Below are 26,457 nucleotides of genomic sequence, written 5' to 3' on the forward strand. Positions count from 1 at the left end.
GTCGATGATATTGAGGCGGTCGAGTTGAGCTAGCTTTTGTATCAGCTCTAACTCATCAAAGGTGTATTGCTCGATGATTTGTTCGAAGCGATAACCATTGACCACACAAACCGCAACCAACAATAAGCCTTTATCATCAACCAACTGTTTTTCTTGTTCTAGCGTGAGCGACTCCAGCCCTTTGTTGTGTGCTGCTGCCAGTTTAAATAGCTCTGCCATTTCTAACCCAATCAGCTGACAGATACGCTCCAAGCGGTCGAGGCTGATTTGACTGCCTTCTGCCAATAAGCGTTTTACTGAGCCCTCGCTTAGCTCCAAATGCTGTGCGACATCGACATAGTGCAAACCAGACTGCTTGAGCTGGCGTTTGAGCTCTTTAATTAGGTCGTGACTTTCCGACATATTAACCTTCTACTTCTTGGCGCAACTGATCTAGGTAAGACTGCATAAACGCTTTACGCTTCAAACCTTCTTCATAGGCTGCTTTGGTGTTCATCGTCTCGACTATTTTAAACAATTTGGTTTGGAAATGATCGATGGTGAATCGTTTATCTTCCAATTCTCGATGCTCTGCAAACATGTCCTGTTCGTTATATAAGACGGCATCAAACAACGTGCTCACTTGAATACAACGTGTCACACCAATTGCGCCAAGCGCGTCTAAGCGGTCTGCGTCTTGGACGACCTGAGCTTCCAAAGTATTAGGTGTAATGTTGGCGCTAAAGCTGTGAGATTCTATAGCGTGGGCGATAGCGTCATGGTATTGAGCAGGGTAGTCGATGCTTTCTAGAAACGAAATCGCTTTGGTTGCCGCAATTGTTGAGCTTTGCTTACGGTTCGGGTGATCTTTTGGGTAAGTAAAGCAATCGTGCAGATACGCAGCAGGCAATACAACGGCTAAATCTGCGCCTTCTTGTTCTGCTAGCTGACGAGCGGTTTTGACTACGCGTCGGACGTGACTGAGGTCGTGAGCGGCATCAGTTTGCATCTCTTGCTGCATAAACTGTAGGAACTGAGGCTCAAATTGGCTGAGCTCAGCTAGGTTAAGTTGAGACATGGATTTCTTCTAAAAAATAAAGGCTTAGACAGAGTATGCCTAAGCCTTTATTAAATTGCCAAATGAGACGTTGTTATTGAGATGTTGCGAAGAAAGCCTTGTTGTTTTACTGGGTGCGAGTGAATCGGAACGTTTGTACTTTTTGTTCTGCTCCGTCGATGTAAGCGTAGCTATCGATGGTCCAAACGTTTGGACCTGCAAAACCTAGCTCGACACGCACATCACCCGTTGGAATACCTTGGTAAATGACGTCGTTAATGTTCATCGGGTAGAAGTTGTAGCGATGGTTTTGTGATTGTTGTTCACCAGCAAAAGCAACCGATACATCTTTTGCTTCATTAGTCAGCGTTAGTTGGTAGCCTGCTTGTGGATCGAACGTGAACGCGGCATTAAGGTCAACGCCTTGCGAGTTGGTCACCTTAACATTTGCTTCTGTTGTTTTTGCTAGTGAGCCGTGTGCCGACAGACCTTCTAAACCTTTAAAGTCGCGATTGTGGTTCTGGATATTTACGTTCCAATCACCAACAAAGTTATCGATCTCTTGCCACTGCTGCGGGGCATTGGTTGCTGCTGTGTTCTGACCACCGTTAATACCACTAATCGCGTCATTGCGGCTGTCGTGGCGAATGTTGTCACGGTTATTGTGAATATCCGCGCCAGCACCTGCGACACCACCGGCTACACCACCCGCAACTGCGCCTTTCACGGCGAGCTCAGCATCACCCGTCAAAGCGCCCATAGTCAGACCTAAAAGTGCACCACCTGCAGCGCCTTGTTTTGTTAATGCGTTTGGATCATCTTCTCCCGGAGTCACGCATCCTGCAAGTAGGGGAAGAGATAGCGCCGCGACCAATGTAGTTTTGTTGAAAATGTTCATGTATTTCACTCCGAGATGTTTGGTTCGAAGCTATTATTGAACGCTGTTTGATTAGGAATCCACTTATCTCGCTGATAACCGACAGTTATCACGCAAAAGTTTTGTTTACTATAGGGCTCAAAGTTTTTCTGTTTGGCTCGAGTTGAGGGAAGCAAAGAAAAGGGTCAACATTGCTGTTGACCCTAGGTTTTGTTTTATTCTTTATTTTATAAGCACTAATTTTGACGTTGTTAGTGTTAAATCTGTGTTTGGGCGATTTGTGGCTTTTTAGTATAAAGCTCAACTAACTCCCTAACTTTAGTGTTTGTTACGAAGGAGTGCAAATATTTATTACGCAAACTGTCTATATTTTGAAATTTAATTTGAATGCAATTCACAAAATTTCACATTCAAAAACACATTCAAACCACGAAGTGTCTCAAGTTTGAGCCCACCATAATTAGGATCTATCTTTCATGATCCAGATCAGTATTGATATCTCTTTAGAGGGATAGCATTCACGCGAAAATTGATAATTATAAATTGAGTCCGAGATATGCAGGATTTATATGAGCTAGAACGTAAGTTGGTGGAATACGGCGCAGATATGAAAGGCTTAAAGGTTGTACCTGCCATTGTTGATGAAGATGGCAAGGTTGTCTATTTAGGGAATACGCCTTCGTTGCTAAGGAATGTCATTAGTTGCCGTAGACACCTAACACAGCGCGTGAAGAAATAAAAAAAGGGTCTGATTTAATCAGACCCTTTTTTTGTTTAAAAGCTCAGTGATTAGCGCTTGTAAGTCACTTGCTCTTGCTCACCAAGGTGAATGTGTGTTGTCGCAGGCTGTGTTTCTGCAATCACTTTACCGTGACGAACAGAGTAGCGAACCGGAACTTGGCGACGTACTGCGTCAAACCCATTTTCTGCAGGAAGAATCAGTAAACTACCTGGCTTACCTGTTTCAATGCCGTGCTTGTCTTGAATATTCAGTGTACGTGCTGAATTCGTGCTGATCAGATCCAGTGAGTTGTTGATTTGGTCGTAACCCATCACCTGACACACGTGCAGACCCATATGCAGCACTTGTAGCATGTTTGCAGTACCTAGTGGGTACCAAGGGTCAAATACATCATCGTGACCAAAACAGACGTTGATGTTGGCATTCAGCATTTCTTTCACACGAGTCACACCACGGCGTTTCGGGTAATCATCGAAGCGGCCTTGAAGGTGAATGTTCACCAATGGGTTTGCAACGAAGTTGATGCCAGACATGCGTAGCAGACGGAACAGGCGAGATGCGTAAGCACCGTTGTAAGAGCCCATAGCCGTTGTATGGCTTGCAGTTACCTTGTGGCCCATGTTGAACTTGTGCGCTAGCGCTGCAAGCGTTTCAACAAAACGTGATTGCTCGTCATCGATCTCATCACAGTGTACGTCGATCAAACGGTCGTATTTCTGTGCCAGTTCGAAAACATAGTGCAGAGACTCGATGCCGTACTCACGAGTGAATTCAAAGTGAGGGATTGCACCAATAACGTCAGCACCTAGTTGAACTGCTTCTTCTAGCAATTCTTTACCGTTCGGGTAAGACAAAATGCCTTCTTGTGGAAACGCAACGATTTGGATGTCTACCCACTCTTTCATTTCTTCACGAACTTCTACCATCGCTTTTAGGGCAATTAGGGTAGGGTCAGAAACGTCAACGTGAGTACGAACGTGCTGTACGCCGTTTGCAATTTGCCACTTAAGTGTTTGCTTTGCGCGTGATTTCACGTCTTCAATCGACAGCGTTTCTTTGCGTTCAGCCCAACGCTCGATACCTTCGAAAAGCGTACCAGAGATGTTCCAGCTTGGTTCACCGGCGGTTTGCGTGGTGTCTAGGTGAATGTGCGGCTCACAGAAAGGAGCGACAGCCATGCCGCCCTCCGCATCAAGAACATCACCTGTGTAATTTAGTTCTACATTATTGTCTTCAATACGCTTGAATTGACCATCCTCAATCAAAATTTGCTGGAGACCTTCCTGTCCCTTTAGCGTTGCGTTCTTGATCAATAGTGTCGTCATGATGGTTCCTTACGCTGGCTGTTGTGCCAGTGTCTTTTTATTAAGAATAGGATTTAGAATCAGGTAGCTGATTGTGCCGCCTAGTACCGCATTCACAGGCACGATACCCGGAAGGAAGTGACCTGCTGCAACACCAATCGCCACAGCGATAATGCCAGCCCAGTTAACCGTTTGGAACTCTGCTGCTGCGAAATTTGTGTAACGTTTACGGTTCATGAAGAAGTCCGCAATGATTACGCCGCCAATTGGTGGAATTGCAAGCGATAGGAAGGTTAACCAGCCTACAAAGTTATTGTACAACCATAGTGCACACAATGTACCTACTAAACCGTTCGCCATTGAGATGTATTTACTTGGCAAACCAGTGATGTTGGAAAAGCCTAGACCCGATGCGTAAAGCGCGTTGTCGTTGGTTGTCCAGATGTTCAAGCCAAGAACGATGATAGCTGGAATAAGAAGACCTTGCGCGATCATCACTTCTGAAATGTCCGATTGACCGGTTACCGCTGCACCAGCTGCGCCGAAGATGAACATTAGTGAGTTACCGATAAAGAACGCCACCATCGTGACCATCACTGCGCCTTTTGGCTTCTTGCCGAATCGAACAAAGTCTGCGGTTAGGGTACCCGCACTGATGAACGAGCCAACCACCATTGCTAGCGCTACTGAAAAGTCGATAGGTTGTGCCGGTTGTACTTTTTGCAGTTCAGCCACGCCGCCAACACTGTTTACTGCTTCAATCACAGAGTAACCGCCAAGAAGGGCAATCGCCGGAACTGCAATCGCAGATAACACCATAAGCGCAGAGATGCCGAAGTAAACCGTTGCGGTCATGAGTAGACCAGAAATGATTATAAGCGTGTTTGTATCGATGCCTGTTGCTTTGTTTACTGGAATCGCAAACATTGCTACGCCAACACCAAACCAACCAACTTGTGTACCGCCAAGAAGTGCGGAGGGAAGCCAAGAGCCTTTAGAGCCAAAAGAGAAACGAGCAAGGAGGTGAGTGGAGAGACCAGTAGAAGCGCCGATGTAACCGAGGAAAGAAGTGTAGATACCGAGGATTAGGTTACCAATGAGAACAGCGAGGAAGAAATCATCAAAAGAAAGGCCAGTACCGAGCGAGCCGCCCGTCCACATACTTGCGGAGAAGAAAGTGAGTCCCAACATAACCATGGTTAATGATGCCACGCCCTTTCTGGCAGTGTTAGGAACCGGTCCGAGACTGTAGTTATTGTCTGCAGCCATTTTTACCTCCGCATAAAAATTAAAACTAATTATAGATCCCAATTTCTGGGCAAACGGCGCGTATTATCGTGATGTAAATCTCATAGTCAATGAGTTTTTTGTCATTTAAACGTTCACTCAAGTCTTTGTGTTTTTTTATTCCATTAAAAACATAAGGTTATGTTTTATTTGAAGAGCAAAAAAGTTTGTTAATTGATTGCTTCATGCAAGAGTAATCTGTCATGAAATCGGTATCATTGAGCACTTTCTTATATCACCTTTGCTTTACACGCTTTCTTTATAAACTCAACCATTGTTACCTCTTATGTTTTTTAAGCAAACGTTTTCTTTCTGGTTGGGTGTTGTGTTGCGCATAAATTAAACATAATTAAGTTTAATCACTGATGTTTATGCGGCTTAAATAAGGAATATAGTCTCAGGTGGTTATTTTTAATGGTTAACTTGGCGAAATCTGGAGTGAAATCGTTTGTAAGTTTTAGGGGTTTTGACTTTGATACTGGGATTTTGCTGCAGCTTGAATAGAGAGTACTGAGTGCGAGAAGGAGGAAGGCGAAGAAAGGAATCAGGAAAACACAGATAAAAAAATAGCCAACCGCAAAGAGTGCGAATGGCTTATATACTTGTGAACAAATTCAAGTTCACTAACAACGTCAGTTGGCTAGGTGACCCTCGGCTTAAGAAGGGTCACTATAGATAATGCAGTTAGCGTGCCAACTTTAAAACCACCGTAAAAACGCGGTTTCTGTGATATAGGTTGCCTAATTTATTGTGTTAATTGCAAAATGCAAATGCGGATTGCAATTTGTAATTAATATGCTAATGATGAATTAATTAACAAGGGCAATCATTTTTACAACATTACTAGGCTGGCAGTACCCAAGAAAGCAAAGAAACCGACGACATCAGTAACGGTCGTCAGGATGACTGAACCTGCCAAGGCTGGGTCTAGCTTTAGTTTATCCAGAACAATAGGGATCAGAACGCCAAATAATGCTGCGGTAACGATATTGACGATGATGGCCAACGCGATGGTTCCACCTAGAACGGGAGATTGGAACCAAAGTCCTGCTAACCCACCGATGATCAGCGCCCACAACAAAGCGTTAAGAGAGCCGATACCCAGTTCGTTTTTAAGCAGCGCAAAACGGTTACCTGGGGTGATCTGATTTAATGCCATAGCACGAACCATCAAGGTCAGTGTTTGACTGCCCGCAATCCCCCCCATAGAGGCGACGATTGGCATCAGAACAGCAAGAGCAACCACTTGTGAAATCACGTCTTCAAACAAACCGATGGTGACAGAGGCTAGAATTGCAGTCAGTAAGTTGATACCGAGCCAAACGCCGCGCTTTTGCGAGCTCTTTAGAGTAGGCGCGAACAAGTCATCGCCCTCATCCATACCGGTACCCGCCATCAAGCGTGCTTCGTAGATTTCACGTTGCGTGCTCAGAGCAAACTGCCAATCTACTTCCCCAATTAAGGTTTGGTCAGCATCCGTCACTGGCAAAGCAGGAAGAGGGCTGTGCTCTAGCGCTTCGACCGCTTCTGGTAACTCCATTTTACTGTCGAGTACTGTGACGGTTTCTATCGCTAAGGTTTTAAGGCGAACGTCTTCCTCACTACGCAAGATTTCATAGTAGTTCACCGCGCCACGAAACTGTTTCTTACGGTTGATGAGATACACTTGTTGCGGTGTATCGTAGCTGTAACGCTCCATTAGGCGTCGAGCTTTGCCAACCGTGATATTAAAAGGGAGGGTGATGATCTTACGCTCAGCCCAGCGGCCAAGTTCTTCGTCTTCGTATTCATTTGCTTGATCGTAGAGGTCGAGTTCATCTTTCTCAATCAGTTCTAACGCTTCATTGATAAACTCTTCAGGCAGAGAGTCTGCCCATTCGATCAGAGATAAGTTATCTAGCTTGGCTAAGGTAAGCTTTAACTCAACTTCAGAAAGCGCTTCGATGATCGAAAGACGCACTTCTGCACGCATTTCGGTTAGCACATCGATGTGCAGTTCCATAGGTAACGCACGCCACAAGCGCACACGATCATCGATCGGGAAGGCTTCGAGGATCAATGCAACCGCACCGGGCTCGAGACCGCATTCGATAGAATCATTCAAAGCGGTGACTTGTTCCGCTTCGTCTGCTTGGACAATTTGTTCGATTAGAGTGGAGAGGTCTTGAAACTTACTCACCGAGCACCCCGACAGTCAGATTATTCTTATAGGCAGCTGATCAAGGTACTCGAAAATAGCAGAAAAACAATAGCCTATTGGTCAGTTATCTGTAGGTAAGGTGAGACCAATTGGCGAATGTTCACTTTTGCGCCAATACGAGCGGCGAGTAAGTACATACCGCCAATTTTTCTGTGTAGGAATAGGGCATCGGCTGGTGGCGTGTGCCAGTACTCTTGCTCCATGCTCAGAATAGTGCCAGCCTCGCGAAGCTTTTGTGCTAAGCCGCTAGTTTTGAAATCATACGGCTCATCGACCAACATAGGTTCACATGCCATTTTCACTAGATCGAGAATCGCTTGGCGCTGGTCTGGTAGTATGGTTTGGCTGAAGAAACCTATTTGTTCAAGCGCATCATTCAAGCCTTGTTCGTCATTATTTACGACAGATGCAAAAGCTTGACGATAGCCAGTACTGAATCGTTCGCTGTATTCGCGGGTCGCACCAAAGTCTAGCAAGCCGATTTGACGAGTGTTTTCGATATATAAGTAGTTGGCGAAGTTGGGATCGGTTTGCACCATCTTAAATTCGAACAGCTCTCGAAACAGTAATTCGAGTAGGCTGTGCATGACAAAATCTCGCGTACTCTGATCATAATGTTCGATTTGCTCAATCGGGCTGCCATCAATGAATTCCATCGCGAGAACGGAGTCTGAGCTGCTTTCGGTGTGAATCTTCGGCACCACAAAATGAGGGTGCTCCTTCAAAGCGTCATGATAACGAATGGCAAATTGCGCCTCTCGTGCGTAATCGGCTTCATCATGCAGTTGCTTTTTCGCTTCTTCCAGCAAGCCTTTGTAATCAACGGACTCTGGAATCAACCCAACGACTTTAAGTAGTGTGCCGACATTATCGACGTCGCTATCGATACTTTTTCGTATGCCAGGATATTGTACTTTGACGGCTAGGTTATCACCTGCATCGCTGTAGGCCTGATGCACTTGTCCGATTGAGGCGCTGGCAATAGGTTTGAAGTTAAAGGACAGGAACTCGGCTTTCCAGTTAGCACCAAGCGAACCTTCCATAACACCGTTCAGTTGCTTCGCTGGCATTGGGTCTGCGTTGGAGCGAAGACGGGAAAGAATATCAGCGAGTTCAGGTTCAAGTACATCACCAGCATCCATTGATAGCATTTGACCGAGCTTCATTGCTGCGCCACGTAGATGGGCGAGCTGGTCGGTTAAGCGCGCGATGTTCTGTGGCGTCAGCAATAGGTCTTTCGCTTTTGGTTTGTTGCCTTTGGCGATCTGCTTCGTGCCTTCTGCAATCACATTGCCTGCGACACGGGTAGCAAGTGAAGCGAACTTGCTGAATCTTGAGATACGATGGGTAGGTAGGCTTCTTTCCTTTGCCGACATGAATCTTCTCCGTTGTTTACTAACTAATTGTTATACGGGAAAAGTACGTGCTTGGATACAAATGAAAAGAAAACCGCCAGCGTAACTGGCGGTTTGTGAGTTTAGATAGAGTAGAAGAAGTACAGTTGAGACTTCATTCGGATGATGATCCCGCGAATCACATCCAAGAAGGCCATGAAGCCTATCGGTTTTTCACCGCTGACCCATGCAAGGCCAACAGAGCCAACAGGGATGTCGTAGCCTTCTGGCTCATCAATCTTAAGACGAACAAAGTGGTGTTTGTTCTGCAAGTTCTTACCGGTTGTGACGCGAACAGAGTCATCGAAGCCCATTAGGTTACCTTGTGATTCACCTGTTGCCTCAACAATGCCCTCGACAGTCGCTGAGAAGATCTTACCTGGATAAACCGAAGAGGAGAATTCCGCAGGTTGACCCGGTTTGATGTTACGAATCGCTTGGTGGTTCACTCGCATCAGTACGTACTTCTCGTTGGTGTACATATTAATACGTGGCATCGCTGATACGCGCTGACCTTCACGCAAGATAAAGTTAGTCACAAAGCCATCGCTAGGAGCGTGCACTTTGGTGCTGTTCAAATCCCATTGTGCTTTTGCAATTTGCTCTTCCGCTTGACGCAATTCCGCCTGTTTCGTTTCAACCGCTAACTCCGCTTTATGAATCGCTAGCTTCGCACGTGAAATATCGACTTGTTTCTTCTTGATTTGAGATTCAAGAGTCAACACATTGTGGCGAGCCATGTCTACCGTGCTCGACTGTTTGTCGATGTCGCTTTCCGTAATGGTGTTTTGCACCACTCGGTTTTGCTCAACATAACGATCTAGCATCTTTTTCTGCAATTTGTAGTCAACTTTCGCGGCTTCCAATTGGCTCTTTGATGTTTCCAGATCTTGCACTAGCGCTTCGTGGTTAGCTTCTTCAATCTCGATGTCGCCTTTGGCCGTCGCTAATGCAACGCGAGCAGAATCAGCGGATACGTTCGCTTGATTTAATGCAATTTCGTATTGCGTTGGGTCAAGTTCATAAATGAGCTGACCTTTTTCAACTTGTTGATTCGGCTTGATGTAAATATGGTCAACTTTGCCTTTCACGTTCGTTGAATCTGGACGCAATTGAACATGAGGAGATTGCACCACTGAACCGCCGGATAAATCCATCGGTGTGAAGTTAATCAAGCCCACCCATACAAACATCAGCCAACCCAAACCGCCAAGATAAGCGAACGATTTGGTCGCTTTGTTCCAAGGCATGCCGACTAAACGCAGTAAATAGATGAAGAGTGCCCAAACCGCTAAACCTTCTAACATTACGCCTCCTCTTGTGGCTGTGCTTCTGTTTGCGGTTTACTTTTCCATGTATCACGCAGATTGATGATGGCTTTTTCCATATCAACGAATGCAAAAATCACGGCTAGCACCCATACCCAGTGCCAGACAAAACCTATCCAGGTGAGGGCGGTGATCAACCCTATCTGGTGGTGGTCTTTGCTATGTGCCTTATTAATTGGTAACTCATGGATTTTCCAAAAGCCGTAACACGCGCCTGCAACACTCGCGATTAAAACGACGGCAGCAACGACATGCAACGCTGTATCTGCGCCGGTTCCGACAAATGGGACACTCAGTAAACTCATTAAACACTCCTCTATCAAACTGTTGGCTTATTGTGATCTGGAATTGAAATAGGTGAGTCTTTGTGACAAATTCAATCACTAGAGGATTAAATTTGATGTGATTGGTTATGAGAACAGTTCGGTTTATTCGCGCTATGGGTATTTTAAACATGAATAACCTTGCGTTATCTAAGTACAATTTGAGCTCAGATGAGCTTGGTATACCTGCTTCGGTGTTTCATAACCCGATGGGCTTAATTCCTTTGAGGGCGGTGTCCGAATGGTATCGACGTGTTGAAGAGCGAAGCAATGACCCTGATGTGATATTGAACCTTAGCCGAGACATCGAGCTGCAAAAGCTTGGCCCTGTGGGGCGTTGGCTGTTTTCTGGCAATGACTTAGCTAGCACGATTCGAAGAGTCAATTATGGTACGAGTAATCTTCAATCTGGTGCCTTCTTTGCGGGTGAACAATCCGGAAAAATCATCAAATGGACCTATCATAATCCCTTTATTGAAACCTCAGTCAAAGTGCACGACAGCATTCGTTGTGCAATATTCATGATCAAAATCTTACGCGAGTTTTTGGGTGAAGATTATCAACCTTTGCGAGTGATGATTTCTGGCTCTAGGAAAAACAGTGCGATCTATAAAGAGTACTTCGGCTGTGAAGTGGAATGGAGCCAACCCAAGACAGAAATATGGATTAACGGCGATGACCGTCTTGCTTCGCGGCAGGTAAATCATCGTGAAGACAACCGTTTAGCGATGAGTTTTTCCGATTTGGATGATTTACTTAACATGCCCGATCCAGAAGATGAGCTGAAAGTGATTTATGAAGTGGTGAATTACAGTAGCCACTATGGACTTCCTACACTTGAACGCGTTTCGACGTTATTGGGTTTATCTGAGCAGCAGTTTCAACGCCGCTTACACAAATTAGGGCTTAACTTTTCAACCGTGTCTGGCTATGTACTGAGTAATGTCGCGGCAGAGTTGTTGAGTAAGCAGAATAGTATTGACGATATTGCACTGCGGCTTGGCTACACCAATGTGGCGAGTTTCAATCGCATGTTCAAAAAGCACCGAGGCTTAACACCGAAACAGTATGCAGCGCGACTAGAAAAATAGTCTGACAAGGCGTGTATTAACAAAAAAGCCCTCTAGGTTGAGGGCTTTGGTTTTTGTGCGTTATTTAGACGCTTATTCTTCAGGACGCCAGCTGAGTGCACTCGCAACAGCACCGATGGCAACCACATCTTTTTGTTTATCGTTAAGCTCTGGCAACATCTGTACGGCAATTGTGCCGTTCGTCTGCACTGCTGCTACTTCTTGTGTGCCTTGCTTGAAGCTGTAACCCAATGGAATGTCTACCGCCATCATGGAATCAGGGCTCGTGTGTACGGTTTCCACATTGAAATGTGTGTTGCCAACTCGAACGACGCCTGTCTCTTTTTTCTCAAGGCTGATGTCGATAAGTGCAGATTTTGGCTCCATCGCAAACTCACCGACTTTTTTACCATCTTGAGTAATGTCACAGGTGTATGGATCGTTGCCACCAAAATCAACGCCCATGTAGTTAACCGACATGCCGCCGCCTGTGCAGTTTAGGAGCCAAGTTTCACCGCTGTCTATGCGAGTCACTTCTGCGCCCATTGTGCCTTCTTTAAATGAGATGCGATTGAACCAGCTTGAGTTTGAAGCACTGCGTGAATATTTGCCTTTGTACTTGCCAGCAAAATCAAAATGGCCGTCCGCACCGAATCCCCAAAAATCGCCGTCGGTTTTCACCAACATTTCTGGTTGCGCTTTTACTGCATCAGTACGATCCATGACAGCAAGGCCACCACAACCAACAAGGAATAGGGGAGCGAGTAAAGTAAGTTTCTTCATGTTTTTCATTTTTTATAGCTTGGTTACATCTAAAGTTTGATCGGTGAATTGGATGTTCTGAATGTCGTATAGCTCGTCAGTGCCTGTGCTAGGACACTCAACAGAGACGTTCTTCGCTTTGATTACGATACATTCCGCCAGTTTGTGCGGCACGATGTAGGTGTTGACGCCGCCTTCACCATAAATACTGTTGTCTTTGCTGTTGCCTTCAAACGTATTGTCTTGGTCATTACCGATGACGTTGATTGCGTCGTCGCCAACGATTTTCACTTTTGTCAGCCACTGAGATTTGTAGGTGTACGCTTCTACCAAACGGTCTTTGTTTGGTGACATACGGAAGGTAGGTACTGTGCCCGGATTCGTCTTCTCTGTGTAAAGCTTGACGCCTGCAGAATCGATGTTCGCAGTGTATTGCAGATATCCGTGGAATAAGCCGCTAATCCAATCAACCGCTTGTGGATCTTGGGTTTGCATTTCCTCACGCGTTAATGCTTGGTAGCCGTCTAAGCCTTGCCCGTTTGCTTTTGCTACGCCCATGTACGCTTCAAAAGCGGCAGCAAAATATTCGTGAGAGTAAGAAGGGCCTGTTTGCTTAACACGTTCTGGATCGAAGTCGTCTGATTCCCAATCTTCCCAATCATCTTGTGTAGGGCGCCATACCGTTGGCTTGCTAGCTTGGATATCGTTATAGATGCTTAACGCATGAGCTTGAATGTCGTTTTGCAGTGTCGCAGTCGACGCGTTAGGTGCAATGCCTTGCGCTTGGACCAAGTGTAGAATTTCTTCAAAAGCGGCATCACGGTCGGCGTGGTTGCCAAGATTGGCACAGTAATCAGCAAAGTTGTTCATGTAATGGCAGTCGCCTTCAACCGTGAGTTCTCGGTACATTAGAGATTGGCTGTTCATGAGCCAGTTTGGCGTGTCTTTGCTGCTCATTAGTGTCGCATCACGGTCGGCTAATGTCTTAGCGATACCAGACTTGTCGGCGCCGTACTTAGAATCCGGTTGGTTTGTGAGTAGGTGTTGGATGATTTTTGCGGCACGAAAGATTTTTTCATTATTCACACCGTCATCAACCGCCACAATGTGAAATGCATCGTCGCTGTTTGCTTCAGAAAGGGAGATTTTTACATAGTGGGTGAAGCCAGCATCTGCAGCTACTTTTAACTCGGCTGGAAATTCTGTAGAAACGACAGTAGGGATAATAACGGTGTTCAATGTTGGGATTGGTGGCGTTGGAGGTGTGGTTGTCGAGGTTTTCGAATTTGAGTCACTACCACCGCAAGCTGTTAGGCTAACCGCACACAACATGGCTAAAGGCGTTAATCGAGCGAATTTCATTCTTGTATTACTCACAGGCTGAGGGTTCGGTGGGAATTTAGGGGGAACAGAAAAATCTGTCTATATGAGCAAGCTGAGTCATAATGATTAGAAATGTTTTGTTGTAAGGTTTTTAATTCGATAAATCCAAAATAATAAAGGATTTATATATCGCCATGGTTGGTTTTAATTATTTAATGTTCTGTCTTTGATTTATAAATTGGTTTTTTACTCTAATTGTCTTATTTTTAGTGTGGTTGGCTTTTATAAATGTATGGTTTGTAAGTGTTTGTAAGCGATCTCTTGTAGGAAAAAGTGCCGTGTATGTGGGTTGCGCCCTACAAAACGAACGATATACTTCTCCTGTTTTATAGATGGAGTGAATGGTTCATGGGTGGCAATAAAATCTTGCTAGTAGAGGATGATTCTGAGATTGCTCGACTAACCAAAATGTATCTAGAAGCGGAAGGCTATCTAGTTACAGTGGTCGATAATGGTCTAAACGCGTTAGAGGCAATTAAAGAACTCAAGCCGGAATTAGTGCTGTTGGATTTGATGCTACCCGGCAAAAATGGCGCGGAAATATGCCAAGAGGCGCGAGAGTTCTACCACGGAATCATTATTGTTCTAACCGCAACGGATGATGAGATGAGTGAAGTCAGCTTGTTTAAGTTTGGGGCTGATGATTACCTGACCAAACCGATCAAAGGTAATATTCTGCTCGCTCGCATTGAAGCCGCATTGCGCCGCTATCGCCGTCAAGTTGATACTGTAGAAGAGACTGAATTGAGTCGATATGGTATTGACCTCTGCACCCGTCGTTCCAAAGCTTACTACTTGGAACAAGACATCGATCTCACGGACTCTGAATTTGAGATCCTAGAGCTCCTAATGCTCAACGTCGATAAGCCTGTCTCTCGAGAGTCATGCTGCCGCCTTGCCCGAGGTATTGAATATTGCATTACCGATCGTTCCATTGACATGCGAATCTCCTCACTCAGGAAAAAATTTTCCAAGGCTCATATCCATACCGCAACCATAAAAACCGTGCGTAATCGCGGCTATATGCTTACAGGGAAGTAGCGCATGTTTTCCATGTTTACTCGTCTTTACGTGGGGTTGGTGACTGGCCTCGCGTTAACGGTCGCGTTGTTCCTTTTCATGGGCGACGAGTACATGCGTAAAACAGAAGCAGGTATTTTCTTAAGTGATGGTGCTTACTTTGTTGACCAATATATCGAGCAACGAGGCTCACCCGACTCACTGTACAAAAAGCTCACCGCCAACGGAAAACAAGATTTCTTTATCTTCGATCTCACATTGTTGAAAAACTGGGATGGTTCACCCCCGTGCTTGGACTGCGAGTTGCTTTATCGTATGCAAGGGGTACCCGTTTATTTAATCGATGACAGTATCTACGCTGCGGTATTCCCGCTTCCTAATACGTCAGAGAGCTTGGTCTTTAAAGAAAAGCGTGACTTTTTCAGTCCAGATATCGATTGGGATGAAGATTCCGAGATCATTTTCGTTCTCACTCTGTTACTTACTGTGGTGTGCAGTTTAGGTGTCATGGTTTACATACCTGTGCGTCGCCTTGATCGCCAGATCCGACAACTAACAGCCGCACAACAACAGTTTGGATCTGGTGAGTTGAATACGCGAGTCGATCTAAAGCAATTTTCGCAACCTGTGAAAGAACTTGCCCAAGGCTTCAACAGCATGTCAGAAGACATAGAAAGGCGAGTACGCCAGACACACATCTTTACCCAAGCTATCCCTCACGAAGTTCGCACTCCGCTCAGCCGAATTCAGTTAGCGACGGATTTAGCAAGGCGCACCAGCGGTGAAATGCAGGCTGAGCTGCATGATGATATTGAACGGTACGTTGATGTCGTGACGGATTTAACGTCCGACATTGTCATGCTGTCTCGTTTGAGCGTAAAAAACCATTCTTTGAGCGATTCTGTTGAAACTATTGAACTGCCGCTTTGGTGCAAAAGCCGAATGAATTACCGAGGCTTAGAGTTCGCCAAGCTGACGGTAGAAAATGAACTCGCGTATCAATCCATTCACTTGCAACCGACTTTAGGTAACCTTGTCCTCGATAACTTGCTGCAGAACGCAAAACGTTACGGTGAATCTTGCGTTGAGGTGACGATTCGATCGGTTGAGCATTTCTGGATTGTTGATATCGAAGATGATGGCCCGGGCATCCCTGAAGCAATGCGAGAAGAAGTGTTTGTTCCATTTTCTCGTTTAGACAAAAGCCGCAACGCCGACGTGAAAGGTTTTGGTTTAGGACTTGCCATCGCTACCAGTGCAGCGAGGCAATTAGGTTGGGAACTTTCCGTCGGCGAGAGTCACTTAGGCGGGGCACGTTTTACGGTACTTATTTCTGCCAACGATTAGGATAGGCACTGCGGTAATCTGGCTCAGCAATACCTTCATACAAATCGTCACAAGCTTGCAGTGGGCCTACGACGGTTCGGTAGGGTAAGACACCAGCCCAAACAGGAATGTCCATGTCTTCCGCATCATCATTGACGCCAAAATTGCTGATTTTCACGGATGCTTCTGTGAGTGGAATGCGCAGTAGCATAGTGGCTTTGAGCTCTTTCTCATTACTCAAACGGATTTCTTCGGTTCTCCCCGGAGCGATCTGTTCGATAAAGTGATTCAGTAATCTGTCTTTCTCTTGGTTACAATCCACAATCTCAAACTGACCAAAGACCACGGCGCTACGATAATGCGCGCTATGATGAAATGCACTTCGAGCCAATACCCAACCATCAAACAAAGTAAAGGTAAGGCACGTTTGCACTCCTTGTTTGAGTGAGCGTAACAATCGACTGTTGTTGGCACCATGGATATACACGTAATCATCGACACGCCATGCCAACATGGGAATAACTACAGGGCCAGACTCGTTGGTTATTGCAACATGAGCGATTAGGCTTTCATCTATGATGGCGTGCAGTTTGCTAACATCAGAGACGGCTTTATGTACGCCTTTCTTAATTTCCGTTCTATTGGTATTGGATAACATTTTCTCTCCTTATTTGCTCACATGGACGAGCACTTGCTCCTCAATCTCTGATTGCAATGTAGCGTTTAACTGGTAGCTTAAAGAGAGCCAGTTTTAACTAATGGATGGATCCAGTTTGTCTTTGATTGATATCGGTGACCTGCATTTAAAAGAAAGTGATGGAACGCGTCAGCAAGCGTTGTTTTTTGCAATCCGCGAGAAGATTGTTCAAGGGTTGTGGGCGAAGAATGGGAAATTACCCTCTACACGAAAGCTATCACAAGAGCTTAACCTTAGTCGGAATACCGTAATTTCAGCCTACGAGCAGTTAGTGGCGGAAGGGTACTTGAACAGTCAGAAAGGTTCGGGCTTTTATGTTGCCGTAGAACTGCCGGAGCAGTATCTACCTGAACCGAGTTCAATCAAGACGGACTCTTCACCGAAAACCAACTTTGATATCAACTGCGCATTTGCACCGGGTGTGCCTGATTTGGAAGCGTTTCCGATGGCGCAATGGCAAAAGTTACTTGCTCGCCATCTCTCCCGTTCCTGCTTGTTGGGGAATCAAGATATCCAGGGCAGTTGGACATTACGCAGTGCTTTAGCTGACTACCTTGCATCAAGCCGCTCAGTGAATTGCTCCCCAGAGCGCATCATTATTACCTCTGGGGCGCAGCAGGCGTTGTCTATTGCGACGATGGTTGTTCTCAAGCAAGGTGATAAGGTTCTGATGGAGCAACCGGGTTACGCGCAAATGCGGAAGTTGATTCAATTCCAGCAGTATCAATTTGAGCCTTTATTCGTCCGAGAGAAACTAGGCTTTGATGTAGAAGCGGTGACCACAAGCGATGTCGATGCGCTGTATATCACCCCAAGTAATCAATATCCGATGGGCACCACACTCAATACTGAGCAAAGAGGGAAGATCATCAACTGGGCAGTCGAACAGTCACGCTGGATCATCGAGGACGATTATGACAGCGAATTCCAGTTTGCTCATCGCCCCTATACCAGCTTACAAGGGCTAGCGGCTCAAATGGGGCGAGATGATCGCGTGTTGTATGTGGGTTCTTTCAGTAAAGTGATGTTTAATGGCTTACGGCTTGGCTACCTTGTGGTTCCTGAACGTTTAGTGGAGCAATGTTTAGTGGTTAAAGATGCGTTAAGTGGTGATTCACCTACGCACACACAAGAAGCGTTGGCAGATTTTATTACTGAAGGTGGGTTATTACGTCATATCCGAAAAATGCGCCGACTGTACAAAACTAAGCATGAGCAGATGTATTTGGCGGTTGAAAAGCACTTTGGCGATAGAGTTGCGGTGATCAGTCAGGCTGCTGGTCTCCATATCACTTTAAAGTGGCAGCAGGGTATTGATGAACACGAATGGACGCAGCGTGCTCAGTCAAAAGGTATTGTGCTGCGTCCGATGAGTTTTTATGAGCATTCAGATTTTAGAACGCGAGATTGGCAAGGTGCAGTCTTAGGCTACGGCAATGTCGCGCTGTGTGAGATTGATGCTCTGGTTGAACAGCTTTCTGAGTTGTTTTAGTTGCTGAAGTATCACTTTAACTAACGTTGAATTGATGCTTCACAGGTGCTTGAGATAACAAAAACAAGATGTTCGATTTTCTGCTCTATTTCGTCTGAGGATGGAAGTGGTTTCATGTTGAATACGAATGGCCACAAAAACAGACCATTGAACAGGCTAGAATATGTATTAGAAAGCAAAGCACTATCAATGTGTTGTATTGCATTGGCCTGTTGTGCTTCCTCAAACCATTTCGCTAGGACGTGAGAACGATACAGCTTTGTTATGATTTGTTGAGCCATTTCTGGTTGGCGCAAAAACTCAGCCATCACCACCCGAGTAAACGGAATTCCATAAGTTTTGTAAAGAATTTCCACTTCATTCCGAGTTATGGCTGTCAGTTGTTCAGCTAGGCTCTTATGTGCATCAAACGGATAATGATTTTTTTCATCGACGCTTGATTTGATGATGGCAAGTATCGACTCAAACAATACTTCCTTACTCTTAAAGTGACGATAAAGAGTTCGCTTTGATACCCCTGCAGACGCGCATACTCTATCCATATTCGCCTTGGTAAACCCATGTTCAATAAACTCTTCTTTAGCCGCAATAATAATGGCTAAACGCTTTTCTTCTATGAGTGCCATGGTCTCTCTCCTTTATGCGTTCCGGCCAATCTAACAAATTGATACAAACAGGTAAACTTTTGAGTTTACCCTTTGTTGAATTGGCCTTAAAATAAACTCCGAAGTTTACCTTTTTACAAAAATGTCACATAACTGTTGGCCGGTAGGTTTATCGGTCACGCTCTTGGAGTGAAGTATCTATGGTCGTAGCAAAAGTTGGCCAAAAAGTTCTTAAATTGAGTGTAACCTCGGCATTGTTGATGTCCGTTATTAACCTTAGCGGCTGTGGTAGTGAGGCGAATCCTTCAGTGGTTGTCCCTACTGCTAAGCCTGCACTTACGGAGGTAGTTAGTACCCAGTCAGCAACGGAGCTCAGCTTTAATGGCATCGTGCGTGCTGCAGATAGTGCAGATCTTTCTTTCCGAGTAAGTGGAAAACTGACCAATATTTTCGTTAAGGAAGGAGATGAAGTAAGCAAGGGGCAACTGCTTGCTTCCTTAGATGATCGAGATGCAAAAAACGCATTGGTGTCAGCGCAATTAGAGTTTGAGAATGTGTCTCGTGAGTACGAGCGAGCTCAAGCTGTATTTAAGAAAAGCCAAGCAATTTCAAAGGCTGACCTAGATACCATCACGACACGCTATAACCTTGCTCGTACACGTGTGGAAGATGCAAAACGTCATCTAGAATACACCCAAATCTTTGCTCCTTTTGATGGTGTGGTTGGACGCAAGTTGGTTGACAATTACATTCAGGTCCAAGCAAATGCACCGATCTTGATTGTTCATAATATTAATGATCTTGAGGTGGTCATCCACATTCCGCATAAAGTGATGCTCTCTGGTAAAGAGGAGACTAAAGCGATTGCTGAAATCTCAGCCATTCCAGGTCAATCTTTTCCATTAAAGCTGCGTACAGTGGCGACCGTTGCAGACCCTGTGTCTCAGACTTATCCAGTTGTGTTGGGCTTCGAACACTTGAATGGTTTCCATGTATTACCGGGAATGGCGGTGAAAGTGTTGCCTGTTTCTTCCTCTGGTAAAGCTCAGAATCAACAAATTACTTTACCGCTGACGTCTATTGTCCCAGATAACCAAGGCAAGCAATTTGTCTGGGTTGTTGGTAATGACAACAAAGCACAGAAGCGTTATGTGGCAATTGGTGCGCTCAGCAAAGATCGCATTATTGTCACGGAACACCTTTCGTTGGGTGAGAAGGTGATCATTGCTGGGGTATCAAGTGTGAGAGAGGGGATGGAAGTTCGCCCTTACACGGATGATCGCGCTGGAGCACAATGATGGACATTGCACGTTATACCATAGCCAAGCGAACGAGTGTTTGGGTGCTGATTGCTCTGATACTGTTAGGCGGTTACATCAGTTACCTCAAACTAGGCCGCTTTGAGGACCCTGAGTTTGTTATTCGTCAGGCGGTGATTGCAACCCCATACTCAGGTGCGACGGCACAGGAAGTCTCTGATGAAGTGACCGATGTTATCGAAGGTGCTGTTCAGGCTTTGCAAGAAGTCAAAGAAGTGAAATCCGTCTCGATGCAAGGAATGTCAGAGGTCACGGTCGAGATCAAGTTGGAGTTTGCAGGCAGCGCCGCAGAGCTACAGCAAGTATGGGATAAACTTCGCCGTAAAGTGACAGACGCACAGCGCCAGCTTCCACCGGGAGCAGGGCCATCAATTGTGAATGATGACTTTGCGGATGTGTATGCCTTGTTCTTTGCCGTTACTGGTGAAGGGGTCAGCGATAAGCAATTGCAAGATTATGTCGATGGTTTACGTCGTGAAATCGTACTTGTTCCGGGTGTAGCGAAAACAGCGACGCTGGCACAACAGCAAGAAACCATCTTCGTAGAAATCTCAAGTGAGCGGTTAGCCGAATTTGGTGTATCAGTTGAGAAAGTGTTTCAGGTTCTGCAAAAGCAAAACTTAGTCACAGTAGCTGGCAGCATCGAAACCAATGCGATGCGCATTCCTGTGATCCCAAGTTCCAATATTGACTCAGTTGCTGACCTGAAAAACCTGCAGGTAGGGCTGGGTAACAACAATACTGTACTTCGTTTAGGCGACATTGCAGACATCACTCGCGGTTACCAAACGCCAGCAACCATGTTGATGCGTTTCAATGGTGAGCGAGCTGTGGGCTTTGGTATCTCCAACGTATCCGGCGGTAACGTTGTGGATATGGGAGACGCAGTTAAAGCACGTTTGGCTGAGTTGGAAAGTCAGCGTCCATTGGGGATGGAGCTGAATGTGATTTCGATGCAGTCAGACTCGGTGCGCGCATCGGTGGCGAACTTTATCGACAACTTGATCGCTGCGGTTGGCATTGTATTCGTCGTGCTTCTGCTGTTTATGGGGGGACGCTCGGGCGTCATTATCGGCTTTGTTCTTCTACTAACGGTCGCAGGTACCCTGTGCATCATGCTCATTGAAGATATTGCAATGCAGCGAATCTCTCTTGGGGCGTTGATCATTGCCTTGGGTATGCTGGTGGATAATGCCATTGTAGTGACCGACGGTATCTTGGTTCGTTTTCAACAAGATCCAGACGCTGATCGCAACGCTGTGGTGTCTGAAGTTGTCGATGCAACCAAGTGGCCGTTGTTAGGAGGAACCGTCGTTGGTATCTGTGCATTCAGTGCAATTGGTTTATCGCCTTCAGGCATGGGGGAATACGCAGGTTCTCTGTTTTGGGTGATCCTTTACTCAATGCTCCTTAGTTGGGTATTCGCAGTCACAGTAACACCAATGCTGTGTCACGATTTCCTCAAAGTAAAAGCGGCAAATGCAGATAAGAAGCCTAGTCGCGTCGTGGCAAGCTACAAGTCACTGCTCGCATGGGTATTAAAATACCGCATCATCAGTTGTGCACTGTTGCTGGGAATGATGACAGCAGCAATTTGGGGCGTGAAGTTTGTACCACCGGGCTTTATGCCAGAGTCTCAACGCCCGCAATTTGTTGTGGATGTTTACTTGCCGCAAGGCTCTGATATCAAACGTACTGAAGCTGTGGTCGCGAGTATTGAGCAAGATGTGAAAGCCAAAGAGGGAATTACCAACATCACCAGTTTTATTGGTGGCGGCGGCTTACGTTTCATGCTGACCTACGCGCCAGAAGCTCGTAACCCAAGTTACGGTCAACTGCTGATTGATATTGACGATTACACAAAGATCGCCCCGTTACTGGGTGAGCTACAAAGCGAGTTAGAAGCCAAATACCCAGATGCGTCCATCAAAGTGTGGAAGTTCATGCTTGGTCGCGGAGGCGGTAAGAAGATAGAAGCCGGTTTCAAAGGGCCTGATAGTGCGGTGTTGCGCCAACTAGCAGAGCAAGCGAAAGCTATCATGCTAGCAGACAGCAACTTGATAGCGGTTCAGGATGATTGGCGTCAACAAGTTCCTGTGCTTCGCCCGGCATATTCTGCCGAAGAAGCGCAAAGATACGGGCTGACAACGATGGAAATTAATCAAGCCATTGCACAAACCTTAACAGGCCGAAATGTGGGCGTGTATCGAGAGGGAGATGATTTGATCCCAATCGTTGTCCGTGCGCCAGAAAATGAGCGCAGCCACCAACGTGCGATTGAAAATACAGAAGTTTTTAGCCCAACGGTCGGTGCTTATATTCCGGTAAGTCAACTAGTGAACTCTGTGGATGTGGTATACCAAGATGCCATTTTGCGTCGAATTGACCGCATGCCGACGATTCTGGTGCAAGCGGATCCAGCTCCGGGTGTATTAACAGCGGATGCATTCAAGCAAGTACGTTCTCAAATTGAAGCTATCGAGTTGCCAGCAGGGTACGAGTTGAAATGGTATGGGGAATATAAAGCGTCGAAAGATGCCAATGAAGGACTGGTAATCTCAGCGCCATATGGGTTTGCCGCGATGATCCTTTCGGTGATTTTTATGTTCAACGCACTGCGTCAGCCATTGGTGATTTGGCTAACGGCACCGCTCGCGGTTGTCGGCGTCACCGTGGGGCTTATCATCTTCCAAACACCGTTTGAGTTTATGGCTATTCTCGGCTTCTTAAGCTTGATTGGTATGATGGTGAAAAACGCGATTGTATTGGTGGACCAAGCGGATGTTGAAATTCGTGAAGGTAAAACGCCGTATACCGCGATTATTGATGCAGCACTAAGTCGTGCCCGTCCGGTTCTACTGGGCGCATTCACGACTATTTTGGGTGTTGCCCCGTTGTTGGTTGACCCGTTCTTTAAGAGCATGGCGGTGACCATTATGTTCGGTCTATTGTTTGCCACGATTCTTACTTTGGTTGTCATCCCGCTGTTTTACGCCATTTTCTTCCGCGTAAAAATAGAGACGGCATAAAATACCGTTAAAACTTAAGAAGGAGCCATTTGGCTCCTTCTTTTTTGGGTACTTGTTTTGCTTATTCAGTCACCCGTCTAGTGTGCTTTTTTCGCCATTGCTTCCACGGTAAAGAGAGCATGGCAAAAATAGTAACGGCGTAGAGCATAGACCAACCCAAACAAATGAATACTGCTGTACACAATACAAGAGAAATTCCTGCGAGGATCTTTCCCCAACCTTGTAGCAATTTGTAAGCAGCAAGCATGGCTAAAAGATAGACCAGCACAAAAATACCATTCGCAAGCTTAAGGAAGAACTCCAAATCTAATCCGGATAGCGAGCCAATAATACAAGAAGCAAGCAATATAGCGCCGACGATTAACGTGGCATTTGCTGGAACGCCTCGAACTGACACTCTCGCGATGGCGCTGGTTGGCTTGTGTTCTCTTGCTTGCGCCCACACCATTCGAGCTAGGCTTTGAGTGTAGAGGTTCACACTCGCAAAACACGCAGAGAAACCGATAACACTGATTAGCCATTTGGCGTGATCACCAAATAGATGGGCACTTAGCCAAGGAATTGATGCGCTGTCGAACTCTGCACTGCCGTAAGCACCAAATTTTAGTATCACAACAGAACATGCCCAATAGGTCGCGCCGGCGACAAAACAGCCAACGATAATCGCAATTGGGAAGTCTCGCTGTGGGTTCTTAAACTCTTCGCCCATATGAGCAAAAGCTTCTATTCCAACAAAACACCAGAACATCACGCCCAAAGCTGCTGCAATCGACCACGTTGAATCCATCGTAATGACAGGCATGGTTAAATCGACAGAACCAACATCGCCTTTCCACAGAAATGCACCGACTAGAGCAAAAATGCTCAGTGCGATAATGGTTTGTAAGCGACCAGATGACTTGGTGCCGAGCAAGTTGACCACCATTAACAGAGCGACCGTGAGAATTTGAGCGAAAAGGTGATTACTAATGGACTCTGGTAACAGTTGTTGTAAAAAGCCTGCAGCAAGTGCGACAGCGGCAGGCACACCAACAGGAATGACGCTAACGAACAACCACGCCACGCTGCTCTCTAGCTTACTGTTGAAGGCTTTGCGGACGAAAAATGCTGTGCCGCCAGCACTTGGGTAGCGTTTGCCTAATTGAGCGAAGGTAAGGGCGATAGGGCAAATAGCGATAAATAGAATAATCCAAGCCCAAAGCGAAAAGTGACCTGCAATGCCAGCGGCAATCGCTGGGATCATAAATAGACCCGTGCCCATTAAGGTTGTTGAGAGCTGACCGATTCCGGATATCAGCGTAATGTCTTTTTTGAGTTGTTCCATAACGACCTCTGAACGTCTAGGTAATGCAAGCCACAAGCATATCTAAATTCTGCACAGCAAAATGATGTTGTCGACCGTCAAAATGACGGTTGTTTTGCCGATAAACCGCAAATTGTCGGTTTTCAATAAGTTGTAATTGAGTAGAATGACAAAATTAAGGAAAGCTTGGTGATGTTATGGACAAATTTGATCATCAGATCATAGACCTCTTACGGCAGAACGCCCGTCTCTCTATTACTGAAATCTCAGAGCAAGTTAACTTGTCACGTTCTGCTGTGACCGCACGAATCAAAAAGCTAGAAAAAGACCAAGTGATCCTTGGCTATCATGCCGATATTGCAACATCGAAAGAGTCGACGATTTGCGCGTATATGGCGCTGAAGTTTGATACATCAGCTTCTAGCCATCACTGTGATAACTACGCGAATGATCTGTACAAAATCGATGGCGTGAAATGGTGCCATGCGATCAGTGGTGAAACCGATATGATGTTATTCGTCGAAGTGCCAAATATCGCTCGCCTCAACGAGATTCGAGACTATATCCAAAGTTATCCAGAACTTCGTAACGTGATGACACATACCGTGTTAACGGAGTTTTTCAATACCACAGGGAGCAAGTTCGTAAAATGACCGAGAAAGACATCGTCCTCAATTTCTGGAAAGTAATGGCAAGCAATGACTTCTATGCGGCAGCGGAACTCCTTGCGCCCGATTGTGAAGTTGTTTGGCCGCTGACAAAAGAAGTGATTCGTGGCAGAAGGAATTTTGCCCAATTGAATTCTGCTTACCCAGCAGAAGGTGAGTGGACTTTTACGATTGAGCGTATTGTGGGGGAAGGCGAACAGGTGGTCACTGATGTGATTGTTAGCGATGGGGTTCGCTCTGATCGCGCGATTACTTTCCACACTGTGCGAGATGGATTGATTTGCAAGCAAGTTGAATATTGGCCAGAAGAGTATGCAGCAGCAGATTGGCGCTCAAAGTGGGTAGAACGTGCTAAATAACATTAACCTGAATCTGCTGCGCTCTTTACATGTATTACTTGAAGAGTGCCATGTGAGCAGAACTGCCGAGCGTTTGCACATCACCCAATCCGCAGTAAGCCGTCAATTAGCGCAGTTACGTGAATTGTGCGGCGACCCTTTATTGGTTCGGCAGGGTAACCAACTCATTCCAACACCAAGAGCATTGCTTCTAAAAGAGAAGTTAGATGACTTATTAGCGGAATTCGATCACCTTCTCGATGACAAGCCTTTTGAACCTGAGGATTGGAAAGCGGAGTTAGTATTTGCATCAAGTGATTATGTCGCTCAATACGTCCTCCCTGACATTGCCTCTCATTTGAGTGGCTTTGCTCCTCAGTTAGATATGGCGTACCGACTGTGGCAGCCAGACTTTCTCGATAAGCTTCACGAGACTGGTATTCATATCGCGTCTTCCATGTATCCAGAAAAGCCTCAGGGGGTATCTAGTGTGAAGATTGGTGAAGACTCATCAGTTTGTTTGATGAAAGCTGCTCATCCGTTAGCAAAGCAAGACAGTATCAGTGTTGAAGATTTAATTTCTTACTCCCACATTAAAGTCACAGGCGGTGGAGATAAAGATTCCTACACCGACTTAGCATTAAGAGAACTAGGGCATACACGTCATATTACGTTCAAAGTGCCTTTCTTCTCTGCTGCCATCAATCGCTTAGTTTCTAGTGAACATCTGATGGTGGTTCCAGAGCATATTGCGGTCAATCTTGCGAAGCATTGGGATTTAGCCCATAAAGCACTGCCTCTCGAAACGCCTATTCATCAGTATTGGTTAATGTGGCATCCAAAATACGATACCGATCCTGCGCATAAATGGGTGCGCGAAGAGATTCGTTCGGTCATGCAGATTTCAGAGTATTCCATCCGATAATAAATGCCTTATTAGGTTATGATTTGAAA

Annotated in this window: 24 protein-coding genes; 10 read left to right on the forward strand and 14 right to left on the reverse strand. The window is 45.8% G+C overall.

What is annotated here, in order from left to right; translation table 11 throughout:
* From H735_RS22955 to H735_RS22965, 3 genes are all read right to left on the reverse strand, one after another.
* Positions 1-402: helix-turn-helix domain-containing protein (locus tag H735_RS22955; RefSeq protein ID WP_042980460.1), on the reverse strand; the 402-nt coding region annotated here is incomplete at its 3' end.
* A 1-nt stretch (position 403) separates the two neighbouring features.
* Positions 404-1,057 carry an HD domain-containing protein gene (locus H735_RS22960; RefSeq protein ID WP_020194105.1) on the reverse strand — a complete coding sequence of 218 codons (654 nt, stop codon included), beginning with the start codon at positions 1,055-1,057 and terminating at the stop codon, positions 404-406.
* Positions 1,058-1,163: 106 nt separating this feature from the next.
* Entirely contained in the window at positions 1,164-1,934 is a 771-nt protein-coding gene (locus H735_RS22965) for a hypothetical protein (RefSeq protein ID WP_005442462.1), read from the reverse strand.
* A 535-nt stretch (positions 1,935-2,469) separates the two neighbouring features.
* Here H735_RS22965 and H735_RS22970 point away from each other — a divergent pair.
* The gene (locus H735_RS22970) at positions 2,470-2,652 is read left to right on the forward strand and encodes a hypothetical protein (RefSeq protein WP_009704791.1); all 183 of its coding nucleotides are present in this window, start codon (positions 2,470-2,472) and stop codon (positions 2,650-2,652) included.
* A 50-nt stretch (positions 2,653-2,702) separates the two neighbouring features.
* Here the strand turns inward: H735_RS22970 and H735_RS22975 are convergent, their stop codons facing one another.
* From H735_RS22975 to H735_RS23000, 6 genes are all read right to left on the reverse strand, one after another.
* On the reverse strand, positions 2,703-3,980 hold the full coding sequence (locus tag H735_RS22975; RefSeq protein WP_009704790.1) for a cytosine deaminase: 1,278 nt from the start codon (positions 3,978-3,980) through the stop codon (positions 2,703-2,705).
* A gap of 9 nt (positions 3,981-3,989) precedes the next feature.
* The gene (gene codB / locus H735_RS22980) at positions 3,990-5,228 is read right to left on the reverse strand and encodes a cytosine permease (protein WP_005442458.1); all 1,239 of its coding nucleotides are present in this window, start codon (positions 5,226-5,228) and stop codon (positions 3,990-3,992) included.
* A gap of 850 nt (positions 5,229-6,078) precedes the next feature.
* Positions 6,079-7,425 carry a magnesium transporter gene (locus tag H735_RS22985; RefSeq protein WP_020194106.1) on the reverse strand — a complete coding sequence of 449 codons (1,347 nt, stop codon included), beginning with the start codon at positions 7,423-7,425 and terminating at the stop codon, positions 6,079-6,081.
* A gap of 74 nt (positions 7,426-7,499) precedes the next feature.
* Positions 7,500-8,822: an ABC1 kinase family protein gene (locus H735_RS22990; RefSeq protein WP_020194107.1), complete on the reverse strand. Its 1,323-nt coding sequence runs from the start codon at positions 8,820-8,822 to the stop codon at positions 7,500-7,502.
* A 101-nt stretch (positions 8,823-8,923) separates the two neighbouring features.
* Entirely contained in the window at positions 8,924-10,147 is a 1,224-nt protein-coding gene (locus H735_RS22995; protein WP_005442453.1) for an HlyD family secretion protein, read from the reverse strand.
* Positions 10,147-10,473 (reverse strand): MFS transporter, encoded by a 327-nt coding sequence (locus H735_RS23000; protein WP_005442452.1) that lies wholly within the window; start codon positions 10,471-10,473, stop codon positions 10,147-10,149. Before H735_RS23000 ends, H735_RS22995 begins: the two co-directional genes overlap by 1 nt.
* A gap of 107 nt (positions 10,474-10,580) precedes the next feature.
* Here H735_RS23000 and H735_RS23005 point away from each other — a divergent pair, with 107 nt between their 5' ends.
* Complete coding sequence (locus H735_RS23005; RefSeq protein ID WP_027726541.1) at positions 10,581-11,582, forward strand: AraC family transcriptional regulator; 1,002 nt, start codon at positions 10,581-10,583, stop codon at positions 11,580-11,582.
* A gap of 72 nt (positions 11,583-11,654) precedes the next feature.
* Here the strand turns inward: H735_RS23005 and H735_RS23010 are convergent, their stop codons facing one another.
* Together H735_RS23010 and H735_RS23015 are read right to left on the reverse strand one after the other, a co-directional pair.
* Positions 11,655-12,344: a VV20781 family protein gene (locus H735_RS23010; protein ID WP_020194109.1), complete on the reverse strand. Its 690-nt coding sequence runs from the start codon at positions 12,342-12,344 to the stop codon at positions 11,655-11,657.
* 12 nt (positions 12,345-12,356) lie between these two features.
* Positions 12,357-13,685: a hypothetical protein gene (locus H735_RS23015; RefSeq protein ID WP_020194110.1), complete on the reverse strand. Its 1,329-nt coding sequence runs from the start codon at positions 13,683-13,685 to the stop codon at positions 12,357-12,359.
* A gap of 369 nt (positions 13,686-14,054) precedes the next feature.
* Between H735_RS23015 and H735_RS23020 the strand changes: the two genes are divergently transcribed.
* Both H735_RS23020 and H735_RS23025 read left to right on the forward strand, forming a co-directional pair.
* Entirely contained in the window at positions 14,055-14,747 is a 693-nt protein-coding gene (locus tag H735_RS23020) for a response regulator transcription factor (RefSeq protein WP_009704784.1), read from the forward strand.
* A 3-nt stretch (positions 14,748-14,750) separates the two neighbouring features.
* Positions 14,751-16,073, forward strand: coding sequence for an ATP-binding protein (locus H735_RS23025; RefSeq protein ID WP_020194111.1), 1,323 nt, complete (start codon positions 14,751-14,753; stop codon positions 16,071-16,073).
* Here the strand turns inward: H735_RS23025 and H735_RS23030 are convergent.
* Positions 16,054-16,710, reverse strand: a complete 657-nt coding sequence (locus tag H735_RS23030) for a pyridoxamine 5'-phosphate oxidase family protein (protein WP_020194112.1) — start codon at positions 16,708-16,710, stop codon at positions 16,054-16,056. The two genes, H735_RS23025 and H735_RS23030, sit on opposite strands and share 20 nt — an antisense overlap.
* A gap of 100 nt (positions 16,711-16,810) precedes the next feature.
* Between H735_RS23030 and pdxR the strand changes: the two genes are divergently transcribed.
* Positions 16,811-18,241: a MocR-like pyridoxine biosynthesis transcription factor PdxR gene (pdxR, locus tag H735_RS23035; protein ID WP_020194113.1), complete on the forward strand. Its 1,431-nt coding sequence runs from the start codon at positions 16,811-16,813 to the stop codon at positions 18,239-18,241.
* Between the two features lie 20 nt (positions 18,242-18,261).
* Here the strand turns inward: pdxR and H735_RS23040 are convergent, their stop codons facing one another.
* Positions 18,262-18,867: a TetR/AcrR family transcriptional regulator gene (locus tag H735_RS23040; RefSeq protein WP_020194114.1), complete on the reverse strand. Its 606-nt coding sequence runs from the start codon at positions 18,865-18,867 to the stop codon at positions 18,262-18,264.
* 179 nt (positions 18,868-19,046) lie between these two features.
* On the opposite strand from H735_RS23040, the gene H735_RS23045 reads away from it, so the two are divergent.
* Positions 19,047-20,144, forward strand: coding sequence for an efflux RND transporter periplasmic adaptor subunit (locus H735_RS23045; protein WP_020194115.1), 1,098 nt, complete (start codon positions 19,047-19,049; stop codon positions 20,142-20,144).
* On the forward strand, positions 20,144-23,194 hold the full coding sequence (locus H735_RS23050) for an efflux RND transporter permease subunit (RefSeq protein WP_020194116.1): 3,051 nt from the start codon (positions 20,144-20,146) through the stop codon (positions 23,192-23,194). The genes H735_RS23045 and H735_RS23050 overlap by 1 nt, the downstream gene beginning before the upstream one ends.
* 61 nt (positions 23,195-23,255) lie before the next feature.
* On the opposite strand, the gene yjeH is transcribed toward H735_RS23050, so the two are convergent.
* Positions 23,256-24,518 carry an L-methionine/branched-chain amino acid transporter gene (yjeH, locus tag H735_RS23055; RefSeq protein ID WP_020194117.1) on the reverse strand — a complete coding sequence of 421 codons (1,263 nt, stop codon included), beginning with the start codon at positions 24,516-24,518 and terminating at the stop codon, positions 23,256-23,258.
* Between the two features lie 176 nt (positions 24,519-24,694).
* On the opposite strand from yjeH, the gene H735_RS23060 reads away from it, so the two are divergent.
* From H735_RS23060 to H735_RS23070, 3 genes are read left to right on the forward strand one after another with little or no spacing between them, the layout of a single operon-like run.
* Positions 24,695-25,150 carry an Lrp/AsnC family transcriptional regulator gene (locus H735_RS23060; protein ID WP_005442432.1) on the forward strand — a complete coding sequence of 152 codons (456 nt, stop codon included), beginning with the start codon at positions 24,695-24,697 and terminating at the stop codon, positions 25,148-25,150.
* Complete coding sequence (locus H735_RS23065) at positions 25,147-25,524, forward strand: nuclear transport factor 2 family protein (protein WP_020194118.1); 378 nt, start codon at positions 25,147-25,149, stop codon at positions 25,522-25,524. Before H735_RS23060 ends, H735_RS23065 begins: the two co-directional genes overlap by 4 nt.
* A complete protein-coding gene (locus tag H735_RS23070; protein ID WP_020194119.1) occupies positions 25,514-26,428 on the forward strand; it encodes a LysR family transcriptional regulator in 915 nt (304 codons plus the stop codon). Before H735_RS23065 ends, H735_RS23070 begins: the two co-directional genes overlap by 11 nt.
* Positions 26,429-26,457: the final 29 nt, after the last annotated feature.

The sequence above is a fragment of the Vibrio owensii CAIM 1854 = LMG 25443 genome, from assembly GCF_000817815.1.
GTDB lineage: Bacteria > Pseudomonadota > Gammaproteobacteria > Enterobacterales > Vibrionaceae > Vibrio > Vibrio owensii.